The organism is Catenulispora sp. MAP12-49, assembly GCF_041262705.1.
Taxonomy (GTDB): domain Bacteria; phylum Actinomycetota; class Actinomycetes; order Streptomycetales; family Catenulisporaceae; genus Catenulispora.
On sequence record NZ_JBGCCP010000006.1, the window covers coordinates 1 to 14626 of the forward strand.

12 protein-coding genes are annotated in these 14626 nt (G+C 71.4%); 5 read left to right on the forward strand and 7 right to left on the reverse strand.

Going from position 1 to position 14626, the window contains the following annotated elements:
* From kdpB to kdpF, 3 genes are all read right to left on the reverse strand, one after another.
* Window positions 1-1586: potassium-transporting ATPase subunit KdpB (gene kdpB, locus ABIA35_RS14125; protein WP_370358172.1), on the reverse strand; the 1586-nt coding region annotated here is incomplete at its 3' end.
* Window positions 1586-3271, reverse strand: coding sequence for a potassium-transporting ATPase subunit KdpA (gene kdpA, locus ABIA35_RS14130; RefSeq protein ID WP_370338805.1), 1686 nt, complete (start codon window positions 3269-3271; stop codon window positions 1586-1588). The genes kdpA and kdpB, both read right to left, overlap by 1 nt.
* On the reverse strand, window positions 3271-3360 hold the full coding sequence (kdpF, locus tag ABIA35_RS14135; protein ID WP_194899130.1) for a K(+)-transporting ATPase subunit F: 90 nt from the start codon (window positions 3358-3360) through the stop codon (window positions 3271-3273). The genes kdpA and kdpF overlap by 1 nt, the downstream gene beginning before the upstream one ends.
* A 236-nt stretch (window positions 3361-3596) precedes the next feature.
* On the opposite strand from kdpF, the gene ABIA35_RS14140 reads away from it, so the two are divergent.
* Entirely contained in the window at window positions 3597-5237 is a 1641-nt protein-coding gene (locus tag ABIA35_RS14140; RefSeq protein ID WP_370358173.1) for an amidohydrolase, read from the forward strand.
* 88 nt (window positions 5238-5325) lie between these two features.
* Here ABIA35_RS14140 and lysA read toward each other — a convergent pair whose 3' ends face one another.
* Both lysA and ABIA35_RS14150 read right to left on the reverse strand, forming a co-directional pair.
* The gene (lysA, locus tag ABIA35_RS14145) at window positions 5326-6684 is read right to left on the reverse strand and encodes a diaminopimelate decarboxylase (RefSeq protein WP_370358174.1); all 1359 of its coding nucleotides are present in this window, start codon (window positions 6682-6684) and stop codon (window positions 5326-5328) included.
* A gap of 68 nt (window positions 6685-6752) precedes the next feature.
* Entirely contained in the window at window positions 6753-7109 is a 357-nt protein-coding gene (locus ABIA35_RS14150) for an SAV_915 family protein (protein ID WP_370358175.1), read from the reverse strand.
* A gap of 248 nt (window positions 7110-7357) precedes the next feature.
* Between ABIA35_RS14150 and ABIA35_RS14155 the strand changes: the two genes are divergently transcribed.
* The 3 genes from ABIA35_RS14155 (at window position 7358) to ABIA35_RS14165 (ending at window position 12087) form a co-directional block, all read left to right on the forward strand.
* The gene (locus ABIA35_RS14155) at window positions 7358-10012 is read left to right on the forward strand and encodes a DUF4118 domain-containing protein (RefSeq protein WP_370338796.1); all 2655 of its coding nucleotides are present in this window, start codon (window positions 7358-7360) and stop codon (window positions 10010-10012) included.
* Window positions 10012-10710, forward strand: a complete 699-nt coding sequence (locus ABIA35_RS14160) for a response regulator (protein ID WP_370339261.1) — start codon at window positions 10012-10014, stop codon at window positions 10708-10710. The genes ABIA35_RS14155 and ABIA35_RS14160 overlap by 1 nt, the downstream gene beginning before the upstream one ends.
* Window positions 10711-10812: 102 nt before the next feature.
* The gene (locus ABIA35_RS14165; protein WP_370358176.1) at window positions 10813-12087 is read left to right on the forward strand and encodes a hypothetical protein; all 1275 of its coding nucleotides are present in this window, start codon (window positions 10813-10815) and stop codon (window positions 12085-12087) included.
* Window positions 12088-12217: 130 nt separating this feature from the next.
* On the opposite strand, the gene ABIA35_RS14170 is transcribed toward ABIA35_RS14165, so the two are convergent.
* Window positions 12218-12628 (reverse strand): Rid family hydrolase, encoded by a 411-nt coding sequence (locus tag ABIA35_RS14170; RefSeq protein WP_370338792.1) that lies wholly within the window; start codon window positions 12626-12628, stop codon window positions 12218-12220.
* A gap of 120 nt (window positions 12629-12748) precedes the next feature.
* On the opposite strand from ABIA35_RS14170, the gene ABIA35_RS14175 reads away from it, so the two are divergent.
* A complete protein-coding gene (locus tag ABIA35_RS14175; protein WP_370338790.1) occupies window positions 12749-13600 on the forward strand; it encodes a DegV family protein in 852 nt (283 codons plus the stop codon).
* Window positions 13601-13682: 82 nt separating this feature from the next.
* Here the strand turns inward: ABIA35_RS14175 and ABIA35_RS14180 are convergent, their stop codons facing one another.
* On the reverse strand, window positions 13683-14606 hold the full coding sequence (locus ABIA35_RS14180) for a LysR family transcriptional regulator (RefSeq protein WP_370358177.1): 924 nt from the start codon (window positions 14604-14606) through the stop codon (window positions 13683-13685).
* Between the last annotated feature and the right edge of the window lie 20 nt (window positions 14607-14626).

Below are 14626 nucleotides of genomic sequence, written 5' to 3' on the forward strand. Positions count from 1 at the left end.
TTGATCAGCGCCATCTTGTCCTCGGGCGTGGCCTCGGCCAGGAAGTCGTCGACCCCGGCCTCCTCGGCGATGGCCTTGGCGGTCAGCGGGTTGTCGCCCGTGATCATGACCGTCTTGATGCCCATCTGCCGCAGTTCGGCGAACCGCTCGCGGATGCCTTCCTTGACGACGTCCTTCAGGTGGATGACGCCGAGGGTGCGGGCCGGCTTGCCGGGCACGAACTCGGCCACCACCAGCGGGGTGCCGCCGGCGCCGGAGATGGCGTCGACCGCCTGGCCGACCTCGTCCGTCGGGTGTCCGCCGTTGTCGCGGACCCACTTCATCACGGCCGCCCCGGCACCCTTGCGGACCTGCCGGCCGTCGGCCAGGTTGACCCCGGACATGCGGGTCTGCGCGGTGAAGGGCACGAACTCCGCGCCGCTCAGCTCACCCTGATGACGCTCGCGCAACCCATAAGCCGTCTTGGCCAGCACCACGATGGAGCGGCCCTCGGGCGTCTCGTCGGCGAGCGACGAAAGCTGCGCGGCGTCGGCGAGCGCGTCCTTGTCCACGCCGGCCACCGGCACGAACTCGCTGGCCTGGCGGTTCCCGAGCGTGATCGTTCCGGTCTTGTCCAGCAGCAGGGTGTTGATGTCACCGGCGGCCTCGACCGCGCGGCCGGACATGGCCAGCACGTTGCGCTGTACGAGGCGGTCCATGCCGGCGATGCCGATCGCCGAGAGCAGCGCGCCGATCGTGGTCGGGATCAGCGCCACCAGCAGCGAGACCATGACGACCAGCGACTGCGCGGCCCCGGCCCAGGTGGCCATCGGCTGCAGGGTCACGACCGCGAGCAGGAACACGATGGTCAGCGAGGCCAGCAGCACGTTCAGCGCCAGCTCGTTCGGCGTCTTCTGCCGGTTCGCGCCCTCGACCAGGCTGATCATCCGGTCGATGAAGGTCTCCCCCGGCTTGGAGGTGATCTTCACGACGATCCGGTCCGACAGCACCTTGGTCCCGCCGGTCACCGCCGACCGGTCACCGCCGGACTCCCGGATGACCGGGGCCGACTCGCCGGTGATCGCCGACTCGTCCACCGAGGCCACACCCTCGACGACGTCACCGTCGCCCGGGATGACCTGCCCGGCCTCCACCACCACGAAGTCGCCGAGCTGCAACTCGGTGCCCGGGACCTCGGACTCCGCGCCGGACTGGCCCGGGGACCAGGACGCCAGGCGCCGGGCCACGGTCGTGGTCTTGGCTTTGCGCAGGGTGGCGGCCTGAGCCTTGCCGCGGCCTTCGGCAACGGCCTCGGCCAGGTTGGCGAACACCACGGTCAGCCACAGCCACACCGTGATGACCCAGGCGAACACCGAGGGCTTGGTGACGGCCTCGTACGTGGTCAGCGCGGAGCCGACCTCGACGACGAACATCACCGGGTTCTTCATCATGACCCGGGGGTCGAGCTTCTTCAGGGCGTCCGGAAGCGACTTCCAGAGCATCTTCGGGTCCAGGAACCCGCCGCCGACGCGGCGCGGTTCACCGCCCGGGTTCTGCTGCGGGGCCCGCGGCGCGGGAGCAGCTTCCGTCAGGGTGTTGGCAGACATCAGTGCAGTCCTTCAGCGAGCGGCCCGAGCGACAGGGCCGGGAAGTAGGTGAGGCCGACGACCAGCAGCACGGTGCCCAGCAGCATCCCCGCGAACAGCGGCGAGGCGGTCTTGAGCGTGCCCTCGGTCTCCGGGACCGGCTTCTGCTTGGCCAGCGACCCGGCCAGCGCCAGCACCCAGATCATCGGCAGGAACCGGCCGAACAGCATCGCCAGCGCGCCGGCGGTGTTCCACCAATGGGTGTTGCCGGACAGCCCCCCGAAGGCCGAGCCGTTGTTGTTGCCCATCGAGGTGAAGGCGTACAAGATCTCGGAGAAGCCGTGTGGCGACGGACTGCCGTTGGGGCCCAGGTTCCCGGAGTTGATCGAGGCGGTCTCGCCCTTCAGCGCCATCGCCAGACCGGTGAAGATGAGCACGACGGCGGGGGTGGTGAGGATGTACAGCGCCGCGTACTTCATCTCGGTCGGGCGGATCTTCTTGCCCAGGTACTCCGGCGTGCGGCCGACCATCAGGCCGGCGATGAACACGGTGATGATCGCCAGGATCAGCATGCCGTACAGGCCCGAGCCGGTACCGCCGGGCGCGATCTCACCCAACATCATGTTGAACATGGCCGCACCGCCGCCGAACGGCGTGTACGAGTCGTGCCAGGAGTTGATCGCGCCGGTCGAGGTCAACGTCGTGGACGTCATGAACAGGGTCGAGGCCGGGATGCCGAACCTGGACTCCTTGCCCTCCAAGCCGGCGTGGCCACTGACCAGGTTCACACCGTGGTGGTGGGTCTCGGCGAAGGTCGAGAACGCCAACGAGCCGATCCAGATGATCGCCATCACCGACACGATGGTGTAGCCCTGCTTGTGCGAGCCGACCATCTTCCCGAACGTGCGCGGCAGCGCGAAACCGATGACCAGCAGCAGATAGATCTCGATCAGGTTCGTGAACGCCGTGGGGTTCTCGAACGGATGCGAGGAGTTGGCGTTGAAGATGCCGCCGCCGTTGGTGCCGAGTTCCTTGATGACCTCCTGGCTGGCGGTCGCACCGGTGTACAGGCTCTGGTTGCCGTTGATCGTGTGCACCACGGTCATGTGGTCGCCCAGGGACTGCACCGAACCGCAGGCGACCAGGATCACCGCGAACACGATGGAGAACGGCAGCATCAGCCGGATCAGGACCCGGGTCAGGTCCACCCAGAAGTTGCCCAGGCGGTCGGTGCGGTTGCGCGTGAAGCCGCGGATCAGGGTCGCGACCACCGCGATGCCGACCGAGGCCGACACGAAGTTCTGCACCGCCAGACCCGTCGCCTGCGCGACATAGCCCAGGGTGTTCTCACCCGAGTAGTTCTGCCAGTTGGTGTTCGTGACGAAGGACGCGGCCGTGTTGTAGGCCAGGTCCGCGTTCACCTTCGGCATGCCCAGCGCCATCATCAGGTGGTGCTGGACCCGCAGCAGCAGATACAGGAGCAGGACCCCGACCGCCGAGATGGCGAACACCGAACGCAGGTACGTGCCCCACGTCTGATCCGCCTCGGGATCAACGCCCATCGCCTTGTAAAGCACCTTCTCCGCACGAGAGTGCTTCTTCGTGGTGAGAATGTGCGCCATGTAGTCGCCCAGCGGCCGGTAGGACACGGCCAGCAGGAGGACCAGCGCGGCGACTTGAAGCAAGCCGGCCCAGGTGTCCGACATCAGAACTTCTCCGGGAGGATCAGGGCCGCTATGAGATAGCCGACCAGCAGGACCGACACGATCAGGCCGATGATGTTCTCAGCGCTCAAGACGCTCGACCCCCTTGACGATCAGCGCGAGAAGGGCGAAGAACGCGATCGTGATCCCGACGAAAATCACGTCGGCCATCAGGTGCTCCTTGGAATCGGGGACGGGGTTACCCCAGTCAGTGAACCCGCGCAGATCGCGCAGATCGGACCCGCAAGCGCGATGCAAGCGCACTGGCCACGGATGCGCACACCCCCCAAACGTGCGGCGTGGTAATCGCACGATTACGATCCGTGAGGTGAGCGACATACCGGTGATCCGCCACGCCGACCTGATCCTGCGCGGCGGCCGCGTCCACACCCTGGACGCCGCCGACAGCGTGGTCTCCTCGCTGGCCGTGGCCGGCGACCGGATCGCCGCGGCCGGCGACGACCGCGAGACCTCGGCGCTGCTGGGCCCCGACACCGAGGTGGTCGACCTGGCCGGCCGGGTCGTGGTCCCCGGCCTGCACGACTCGCACCTGCATCTGGCCGACGCCGGCAACAGCTGGGCCCTGCAGGTCCGCTGGGACGGCGTGCCCTCCCTGGCCGACGCCCTGCGCCTGCTCGCCGTCCGCGCCGCCGAGGCCGCCCCCGGGCAGTGGGTCCAGGTGATCGGCGGCTGGTCGCAGGAGCAGTTCGCCGAGCACCGCCTGCCCACCCCGGCGGAGATCGAGTCGGTGTCGCCGGACATCCCGGTCCTGGTGGTCTTCCTGGACACCGGGGCTTTCCTGAATCAGGCGGCGCTGCGGGCGCTGGGCTACACCAAGACCACCCCGGACCCGCCGGGCGGCGAGATCCAGCGCGACCGGGCCGGGAACCCCACCGGGCTGCTGATCGCCAAGCCGAGCCCGGCGGTGCTGGCGCTGGCCGTGCTCGGGGCGCCGCGGCTGGGGCCGCAGGAGCAGGTGGACTCCACGCACCGGTTCCTGACCGAGCTGAGCCGCCGCGGCGTGACCGGCGCGATCGACGCCGGGGCGACCGGCTTCCCGGACTGCTACCGCGCACTGCGGACGCTGCGCGAGCAGAACCGGCTGCCGGTCCGGACGGCGCTGAACGTGTTCGCCTCCCAGCCCGGCTCGGAGCGCGACGAGCTCGCCGCGCTGATGGACGGCCTGACCCTCGGCGGCGACGACCTGCTGTGGTTCAACGGCGTCGGCGAGGCGCTGACCCTGGACGGCGTGGACTTCTCCAACTTCGCCCAGCCCCGGCCGGAGCTCTCCGCGGCCTTCGGGCGCCACCTGGAGCCGGTGGTGCGGCTGCTGGTGGAGCGGCGCTGGCCGTTCAGCTTCCACGCGACCTACGACGAGTCGATCCAGCGCTTCCTCGGAGTGCTGGAGAAGGTGGCCCGCGACGTCCCCTTCGACGGCCTGCGCTGGGCCGTGGAGCACGCCGAGACCATCGAGCCGGAGACCATCGACCGGGTCGCGGCGCTCGGCGGCGGGATCACGGTGCAGCACCGGATGGCCTACCGCGGCGAGCAGTTCTCGAAGCGCTACGGCCCCGAAGCGGCCCGCCGCGCGCAGCCGGTGATGGAGATGCTGACGCGCGGCGTGCCGGTCGGGGCCGGGACGGACGGGACGTGGATGGCCGACGCCAACCCGTGGAGCGCGCTGCGGTGGTTCACGACCGGGACGACGCTCGGCGGCCTGGAGATGTGGCGGCCGGAGGACCGCCTGGACCGGACGCTGGCGCTGCGCCTGTTCACCGAGGGAAGCGCTTGGTTCACCGGCGAGCAGCGGCGGCGCGGGACGCTGGAACCGGGGATGCTCGCGGACTTCGCGGTGCTGTCGGCGGACTACTTCAGCGTGCCCGAGGCGGAGATGGCCGATCTGGAGTCGGTGATGACCGTGGTCGGCGGAAAGGTCGTGTACGAGGCGGCGCCGGTCGCGGCGGGGTGACGGAGCGGCGCCGGCGCCGGCTTTTGGGCGCCTCGGATCTTATATGCGGGTCAGTGTGGGGGCGCGGGTGCGGTTGGCCGGAAGCAGCTCACAGACTCACATCGCGCGCCTGCAGATCCTCCAGCGTCTCGCGCCGTATCAGTACCCTGGCGACGCCGTCGCGCACCGCGATCACCGGAGGCCGGCAGACCTGGTTGTACGTCGAGGCCATCGAGTGCTGGTACGCCCCGGTGCACGGCACCGCGAGCAGGTCGCCGGGCCGCAGGTCGGACGGCAGCGGCAGGTCGCGTGCGATGACGTCGCCGGCCTCGCAGTGACGTCCGACCACGGTCATCGGCTCGGTTTCGGCGGCGCAGGCGCGGCCGATGAGGCGTGCGGTGTAGGCCGAGCCGTAGAGTGCGGGACGCGGGTTGTCGCTCATGCCGCCGTCGACGGCCACGAAGGTCCGGACGCCGGGGATGCGCTTCATGGTCAGGACCCTGTAGAGCGTCACGCCGGCGCGGGCCACGATCGCGCGGCCGGGTTCGACGGTCAGCTTCGGCACCGGCAGCCGGTGCTGGAGGCAGGCTTTCGTGATCACGGCGCGAATGGTGCGCGCGTACTGCTCCAGGTCGAAGTCCGCCTCGCCCTCGCGGTAGCCGACCGCGTGGCCGCCGCCGAGGTCGAGTTCGGGCAGCGTGACGCCGTACTCGTCGCGGATCCACGCCATCAGCGCGATCAGACGCCGCGCGGCCTCGGCGAAGACGTCCACGGAGGTGATCTGGCTGCCGAGGTGGCAGTGCAGACCGGCCAGTTCGAGCGCCGGGCGTTCCGTGAGCTGCCAGTGCAGGACTTGGCGGACCGCGTCGGCGGCTGCACCGGTGGCCAGTGAGAAGCCGAACTTCTGGTCCTCGACCCCGGTGGCGACTGCCTTGTGAGTATGGGCATCCACTCCGGGCGTGACCCGGATCAGTACCTTCTGCGGGCGCCCCGGATGCGCGGCCACCGCGAGTTGCGTGATCTCGTAGGTGGAGTCCACGACGACGCGCCCCACGCCGTAGGCGAGCGCGTCCTGCACGTCGCGCGGCGTCTTGGCGTTGCCGTGCAACACGATCCGCTCCGCGGGGAACCCGACGTGCCGGGCCAGCGCGAGCTCGCCGCCGGAGCAGACGTCCAGCGACAGCCCCTCGGCCTGGATCCAGCCGATCATCGCCCGGCAGAGGAATGCCTTGCCGGCATAGGCGATCTCAGCTTCGGGCAGAGCGGCACGATAGGCGCGGGCCCTGGCCCGGACGTCGGCCTCGTCGAGGACGTAAGCAGGAGTGCCGTACGTCGCCGCGATCTCCGCCAGGCGGACGCCGCCGACCGCCAGATCGCCCTCATCGGTGGCAGTGGGTGAAGAAGGGGTCTTCGTCGTGGTCAGCGGCCACGGCGTCGTCGTGCTGGGCACCCGCAGTCGGTTCTTCATCGCAGTCGCATTCGTCGTCGGGGCAGCCGCAGTACCAGACGTGCGGCGCGGATTCGGGGGAGCGGTGTTCAGTGGGCATGGCGGGCCGCCAGCCGGATGCGGGTGCCGGCACGCCGGCGCGCGGGGACGATCGTCTGCAGCGCGACCAGTGGCTTCGGGGCGACGGCGACCTGGATCGGCTCCCGCTCCGGCGCGAACAGAACCGCGTCGATCCGCATCTCCTGGGCACCGGCCTCGGCCAGCATCGTCCGCGCCATCCGCGGGTTCAACGAAATCCAGCCCTGGTCGGAACCGAACACCTCGGCCAGAGCCGCCGGATTACTGAACGCGAGTCCGACCCGCTGTCCGTCGGGCAGACGCCCGGTCCGCACCGCGATCGCCCCACAACGCCCGACTCGGACGGGAACCAGAACGGTGGTGTCCATGATGTGCTCCTTCTTTCCGCTCTTCCCTTCCGAAAGTAGGAGCCTGGAACCGCCGCCGGCAGACCCGCCAACACGACCCAAGCGGACCCGCCCGGAACGCCCACACCCCGCAAGCGGACCTTGTGAACCCGGTCACGATGCAGCTCCGGCGGCCAATCGCAAACGAGATGCAAACGCCGGCGGTTATCCAGCCATTCGCGCACGTGGGACGATCAGTGCGTGGCTGTGGTGACAGAGGTGACGGTGCGATGAGCACTCGCGGAAAGCTGCGCGTCTACCTGGGCGCCGCGCCCGGTGTCGGCAAGACGTACCACATGCTCGACGAGGCCCAGCGGCGCGCCGAGCGGGGCGGCGACGTGGTCGTGGGCTTCGTGGAGACGCACGACCGGCCGCACACCGAGGCCATGCTGGACGGCCTGGAGATCGTGCCGCGCCGCCGAATGGAGTACCGGGGCTCGGAGTTCGAGGAGATGGACGTCGAGGCCATCCTGGAGCGGCAGCCGTCGGTGGTGATGATCGACGAGCTCGCGCACACCAACATCCCGGGCTCGCGCAACGCCAAGCGCTGGCAGGACGTCGAGGACCTGCTGGCCGCCGGGATCGACGTCATAGCCTCGGTCAACGTCCAGCACCTGGAGTCGCTGAACGACGTCGTCCAGAAGATCACCGGAGTCCCGCAGCGGGAGACGGTGCCGGACGAGGTGGTGCGCTCGGCCGACCAGATCGAGCTGATCGACATGGCGCCGGAGGCCCTGCGCCGCCGGATGGCGCACGGCAACATCTACAAGCCGGAGAAGATCGACGCCGCGCTGTCGAACTACTTCCGGCCCGGCAACCTCGGCGCGCTGCGCGAGCTGGCCCTGCTGTGGGTCGCCGGCCGGGTGGACGAGGCGCTGCAGCACTACCGCGACCAGCACGGCATCGACAAGGTCTGGGAGACCCGGGAGCGGGTCGTGGTCGCGCTGACCGGCGGCCCGGAGGGCGCCACGCTGATCCGCCGCGGCGCGCGCATCGCGCAGCGGCTCGGCGCCAAGGGCTCGGACCTGCTGGCCGTGCACGTGGCCCGCTCCGACGGACTGACCGGCGCCTCGCCGGCGCTGCTGGCCGAGCAGCGGGACCTGGTGGAGTCCCTGGGCGGCACCTTCCACTCGGTGGTCGGCGACGACATCCCCAACGCGCTGTTGCAGTTCGCGCGCGCCGAGAACGCCACGCAGCTGGTGGTCGGGGTGTCGCGGCGGGGCCGGCTGGAGCGGTTCCTGGGCGGCTACGGGATCGGCGAGACCGTGGTGCAGCAGTCCGGCGACATCGACGTGCACATGGTCACCCACGAGCGCTCGGCGGCCGACCAGAGCCGGCTGGCCTGGATCAAGCGGGTGGCCAGGCAGCCGGAGACGGGGCCGCGCTGGTGGGGGCCGGTGGCCGGGCTGATCGTGCCGATCGTGCTCACCATGATCCTGGCGAGCCTGCGCTCGGAGCTGAACCTGACCAACCAGGTGCTGATCTTCCTGGCCGGGGTGGTCGCGGTGGCGCGCCTGGGCGGCCTGCTCTCGGCGTTCTTCGCCTCCCTGACCGCCTCGCTGCTGCTGAATTACTACTTCATCCGGCCGATATACCGGCTGACCATCAACGACCCGCAGAACATCGTCGCGCTGGTGGTGTTCGCGCTGGTGGCGCTGATCGTGGCCTCGGTCGTGGACTTCGCCTCGCGGCAGGAGCGGCGGGCCGGGAAGGCCTCGGCGGAGGCCGAGACGCTCTCGGAGCTGGCGCGCTCGGTGCTGCGGGGCGACGAGGCCATCGGGGCGCTGCTGGGCCGGTTCCGGGAGACGTTCGGCATGGAGTCGGTGGCGCTGCTGGAGCGGGTCGACCCCAGCATCCCGGTGCTGCCGGACGAGACGGACGACCCGGACGCGTGGCGGATCGTGGCGGCGACCTCCGGCACCGGCACGATGCCGTGCCGCGCGCCCGGCGAGGGCGACGTGGTGGTGCAGGCCGGCCCGGACGCGATGCTGGTGCTGCGCGGGCGCGCGCTGCCGGCCGCCGACCAGCACGTGCTCACCGCGTTCGCGGCGCAGGCGGCGGTGGCGCTGGAGCGCTCGCGGCTGGCCCGGCAGGCGGCCGAGGCGGTGCCGCTGGCGGCCGCGGACAAGATGCGCACGGCGCTGCTGGCCGCGGTCTCGCACGACCTGCGCACGCCGCTGGCCGCCGCGAAGCTGTCGGTGGCCTCGCTGCGCGACACCACGGTGCAGTGGTCCGAGCAGGACCGGGCCGAGCTGCTGGCCGGCGCCGAGGAGTCGCTGGACCGGCTCTCGCGCCTGGTGGAGAACCTGCTGGACATGAGCCGGCTGCAGGCCGGGGCGCTGAACCTGCGGCTGGAGGACGTGGCCGTGGAGGACGTGGCCATGATGGCGCTGGACAGCCTGGGCATCGAGGACCGGTCCAAGGTGCAGTTCGGGCAGCTGTCCGGGGTGCCGGACGTGCTGGCCGACCCGGTGCTGCTGGAGCGGGCCGTGGCGAACCTGATCGCCAACGCCCTGAAGTACGGCTCGCTGATCCGGCCGGTCCTGCTCACCGCTTCGGAGCTGGGGGGAAGGGTGGAGCTGCGGGTGACCGACCGCGGGCCGGGGATCCGGCCGGAGGACTGGGAGCGGGTCTTCACGCCGTTCCAGCGCCTCGGGGACCGGGACAACACCACCGGCGTGGGCCTGGGACTGGCGCTGTCCCGGGGGCTGGTGGAGGCCATGGGCGGCACGCTCACGCCCGAGGAGACGCCCGGCGGCGGGATGACGATGGTGGTTTCGCTGCCCGCGGCGGGTATGGCCGGGGACGAGGATGACTCCGGCGGCGCCGAGAACACCACCGCGGACACCGCCGCCGGCATCGCTGCTGAGGAGCCCGCCCGATGATGATCAAGGTCCTGGTGGTCGACGACGAACCGCAGCTGCTGCGCGCGCTGCGGATCAACCTGACCGCCCGCAAGTACGACGTGGTCACCGCCGTCGACGGCACCTCGGCGCTGGCCATAGCCGCGCGCACGCTGCCCGACCTGGTGGTGCTCGACCTGGGTCTGCCGGACCTGGACGGCGCCGAGGTGATCAAGGGGCTGCGGGGCTGGACGGAGGTGCCGATCGTGGTGCTCTCCGGCCGCGCCGACGCCTCGGACAAGGTCGAGGCCCTGGACGCCGGCGCCGACGACTACCTGACCAAGCCGTTCTCGATGGAGGAGCTGCTGGCCCGGCTGCGGGTGGCGCGCCGGCACGCCGACCGCAACGCGCCCAAGACGGCGGTGCAGCGGGTCGGGGACTTCGACGTGGACGTGGCCTCGCACACCATCACCCGGGTGCCGGAGGCGCCGCAGACGGTGCCGCCGACGGTGCACCTGACGCCGACCGAGTGGGGCATCGTCGAGGTGCTGTTGAAGAACGCCGGGCGGCTGGTGTCGGCGCGGCAGCTGCTCACCGAGGTGTGGGGGCACGGGTACGAGAACGACACGCCGCTGCTGCGGTTCCACTTCACGAAGCTGCGGCGCAAACTCGAGCGCGAGCCGTCGCGGCCGGCGCATCTGCTGACGGAGCCGGGGATGGGGTACCGGTTTCAACCGTGAGGACCATCGGATGAGTGGACGCTCGGTCGAAGAGTGGTCCATCGGTGGGAACTGACGGCGCGCCGGACATAACGCAGTACCGCGCTTCCCATATCTGGAAGCATGCGTACTTTGCGATTACTGCTGGCGGTCGGTCTCAGCCTTGCCCCGACGCTCGCCGCCGCCACCCCGGCGTTCGCCGGCGGCGGCGCGGGCATGACCCTGACCGCCACGATGGACGGCCAGGACCAGCGCCTCCTGGTCGGCACCAGGCACACGGTGCACATCACCCTGGCCGACACCCCCGGCGAGGCCGACCTGCGCGATATCACGATCAGCCTCCGCGACCTGGACCCGCGCCCCCTGCCGGTGACCTGCCCGGCCGGCCAGAACGGGCACCTGTCCCTGGAACCGGACCAGTCCCTGCAGTGCACGGCCCTGGTCACCGCGGCAGTCGGCTTCCACACCCTGGTGGCCCGCGCGACCGCGAACGTCCCCAGCGAGGGCCCCTTGCTGCGCACCACTTCCCTGCACTACAACGGCTTCCTGCCCCCTCCCCCGCCCCCGCCGCGCGCCCCGGCCTTCCACCCGCCGCTGGCCCCGGACCCGGCCTCCGGACGCCCGCCGCACCCCCCGACGTTCACCCCGCCGCCCCTGGACCCGGCCGACCCGGCGGACCCGCCGAACCACGCGCCCGCGGACCCGGGGAAGGCGCCGGTCGCGAACGGGTGCGTGGGCGGATCCGCGGGGGCGGAAGAGAACTGCTGCGGAGCCGGTAAGGGCGGCAGTGGTAGCGGTAGCGGCTGCTGCTCGGACAAGGCGAGCCGGTGCTGCGCGGACAAGACAAGCCAGTGCTGCTCCGACAAGGCGAGCGGGTGCTGCGCGGACAAGGGCGGCAGCTGGTGCTGCTCGGACAAGACGAGCGGGTGCTGCTCGGACAAGAGCGGCAGCTGGTGCTGCTCAGAGAAGGCGAGCCAGTGCTGCTCGGACAAGACGAGCCAGTGCTGCGCGGACAAGACGAGCGGGTGCTGCTCGGACAAGAGCGGCAGCTGGTGCTGCACGGACAAGACGAGCCAGTGCTGCACGGACAAGAGCGGCAGCCAGTGCTGCTCGGACAAGGCGGGCTCGGCGAACAGCTGCTGCGGACCCCATGCGACCGGGTGCTGCTCCGGACCGAGCACCTGCTGCGGACCGCACTCGGCAGGATGCTGCTCCGGCCACTCGACGACGAGGCCCGACCGATGCTGCGGCCCGGCTGACAAGTCAGGCGGCTGCGTCAAGCACGGCGGGCTGGCGTTCACCGGCATGTCGACGCCGATGCTGGCCGGCGCCGCCTCGGGCGGGCTGGTGCTGGTGGCCGGTGGGCTGGTGCTGGTCAGGCGATTCGCTCGGCGCTGATATCAGCTCACAGCGGCTGAGACAGCGACACAGGGCCCGGCTGGCAGCAGCAAGCGGCATGGAGCCCGGCGTGCAAAGCGCCGGGCTCTTGCCTTGCCCGCCTCAGCACGCTCGCCTCAGCACGCCCCTCTCAGCCCTCCAGCGCCGCCGTCAGATCCACCTCCACCAGTTGCCCGCCATACCCGAGCGCCGCGACCCCGAGCAGCGTGCCCGCCGTCCGGAACGCGGGCCCGAGGGCTGAGGCCGTGAGGCGCTTCCATGCCGCCGCCAGTACCGTGCTCTGGTCGCTGACCACGTAGACCACCGAGCGCACCACGTCCTCCGGGCGCGCGCCGGCGGCCGCCAGGACCGCCAGGCCGTTCGCGACCAGCTGGTCGATCTGCGCGTCCAGGCCGGGGCCGACCAGCTTCTCCTCGGCGTCGAGGGGGCACAGGCCGGCCAGGTGGGCGGTGCGGCCTGCGGGGGCGATGGTGACGTGGGCGTAGCCGTCGGTGGGGTGCAGGCCCGGGGGGTTGATGAGGGTGAGCTTGTCGTGCGTCATGGAACGCATTGTGGTGGGCGCGGGCGTGTGCGGCAGTTGATTATGGGCGTCGGCCGGCCTGTCCCCCGTTCCGACTCCCGCCCATTTGCCCTGACGCCACCTGCCTATAACCTCGGCCTTATGTCCCGCATCGCGCTCGTCACCGACTCCACGGCCTGTCTGTCCGCGGAGGTGGCGGCGGCGTACGGGGTCAGGGCGGTCCCGCTGGAGGTGATCGTGCGCGGCGCGCCGCACAGCGAGGCGGATCCCGCGACCGGCGAGCTGCTGGTGGCGGCGCTGCGGGGGCACGAGACCGCCACGACGTCGCGTCCCTCGCCGGAGGACTTCGCCGCCGCGTACCGGGCCGCGGCCGAGGCCGGGGCCGAGGGGGTGGTGTCGCTGCACATCTCCGCCGAGTTGTCGGCGACGCTGGAGTCGGCGGAGCTGGCCGCGAAGGACTCGCCGATCCCGGTGCGGGTCCTGGACAGCCGGACCATCGGCATGGCGCTGGGCTTCGCCGTCCTGGCGGCGGCCGAGGCGGGCCGGGACGGGGAGCACGACCTGGACGCGGTGGCCGACATCGCCGCCAAGCGCTCGGCGACCGCCTCCGCGTTCTTCTACGTCCACACCCTGGAGTACCTGCGGCGCGGCGGGCGCATCGGCTCGGCCCGGGCCCTGCTCGGCTCGGCCCTGGCGATGAAGCCGCTGCTGCACATGGCCGACGGCCGTGTCGAGCCGCTGGAGAAGGTGCGCACCTCGGCCAAGGCCATCGCGCGCCTGGAGGAGATCGCGGTCGAGCGGGCCGGCGGCGACGGCGGCTCGGTGGAGATCGCCGTCCAGCACCTCGACGCCGCCGAGCGCGCCGAGGCGCTGGCCGCCCGGCTGCGCGACCGCCTGCCGGGCCTGACCGGCGTGACGGTGTGCGAGGTCGGCGCGGTCATCGGCGCGCACGTCGGGCCGGGTGTGCTCGGGGTGGTCGTCGCGCCGCGCTGAGGGCCAGCGATGGCCGGTCAGGGCCGCAAGAGCCCTCGAAGGCCGCAGCCGTCGAAGGCCGATCGGAGCTACGATCAGGTGCTCAAGCCCCGGCCGGCGTCCACGACCCGGCGGCCCCCGTCGGCTGCCCCGTCGCGGCAAGGTGCCTGCGCAGCATCGCCAGCGCGGGATGGGCGTTCTCGGTCCGCCAAAGGAGTGAGTGCGGATACACCGGCGTCGGCCCGACCACCGGGATCCGGCGCAGGTCGTGCCCGTCGGACCAGGCCAGCCGCGGCTTCTCCCCGACCAGCGAGGCGACGTCGGAGGACTCTGCGATGACGTCCATGAGGTGGTCGCTGCCGAAGTGCGGCCCTAGGCCGTCGATGGACAGCCCGAACTCCGCCACCAGGTCGTCGTAGTACAGCGCCCACTCGACGCCGGGGACCAGCCCCGGGATCCAGATGCGGTGCCCGACCAGCTGCGCGAGCGTCACGGTCCGCGCCCCGGCCAGCGGGTGCCGCGGCCCGACCAGCAGGTCCAGCCGCTCGTCGAGGACCCGGGCGGCCTCGATGCCGGCCGGCAGGCGGCGCGTCGGCGCGACGTACCGGAACGTGGCGTCGATCGTCCCGGTCTGCACGGCGGCCAGCGCCGTGTCGGCGTCGAACAGCGTGACCACGTCCAGGTCCACCTCCGGCCGCGCCTCGTGGAACCGGCGCAGCAGCACCGACATCGCGCTGCGCATGATGATGACGTCCACCCGCAGCGCGCGCCGCCCCGGCCGCACCGAGGCGATCGCCCGCTCCTCGGCCTGGATCAGGGCCCTGGCGTGGGGCAGGAACGCCTGGCCGTCGATGGTGAGCTGGGCACCGCGCGCCGTGCGGGTGAACAGGCGCACCGCGAGTTCCCTCTCCAGCCCGGCGATGCGCTTGGACACCGCCTGCTGGGTGACCGCGAGGTCGTTCGCGGCGTCCTGGAAGCGTCCGGTGTCGGCGGCGGCGACGAAGGTGCGCACGGCTTCGAGGTCCATGGCCGCCCAGCCTAGCCACA

Bases quoted from the DNA above. Each gene is read 5' to 3' on its own strand.
- ABIA35_RS14175 (WP_370338790.1), top strand. From the start codon at position 12,749: ATGTCCCGCATCGCGCTCGTCACCGACTCCACGGCCTGTCTGTCCGCG.
- ABIA35_RS14165 (WP_370358176.1), top strand. From the start codon at position 10,813: ATGCGTACTTTGCGATTACTGCTGGCGGTCGGTCTCAGCCTTGCCCCG.
- ABIA35_RS14170 (WP_370338792.1), bottom strand. From the start codon at position 12,628: ATGACGCACGACAAGCTCACCCTCATCAACCCCCCGGGCCTGCACCCC.
- ABIA35_RS14155 (WP_370338796.1), top strand. From the start codon at position 7,358: ATGAGCACTCGCGGAAAGCTGCGCGTCTACCTGGGCGCCGCGCCCGGT.
- kdpA (WP_370338805.1), bottom strand. From the start codon at position 3,271: ATGTCGGACACCTGGGCCGGCTTGCTTCAAGTCGCCGCGCTGGTCCTC.
- ABIA35_RS14160 (WP_370339261.1), top strand. From the start codon at position 10,012: ATGATCAAGGTCCTGGTGGTCGACGACGAACCGCAGCTGCTGCGCGCG.
- lysA (WP_370358174.1), bottom strand. From the start codon at position 6,684: ATGAAGAACCGACTGCGGGTGCCCAGCACGACGACGCCGTGGCCGCTG.
- ABIA35_RS14180 (WP_370358177.1), bottom strand. From the start codon at position 14,606: ATGGACCTCGAAGCCGTGCGCACCTTCGTCGCCGCCGCCGACACCGGA.
- ABIA35_RS14150 (WP_370358175.1), bottom strand. From the start codon at position 7,109: ATGGACACCACCGTTCTGGTTCCCGTCCGAGTCGGGCGTTGTGGGGCG.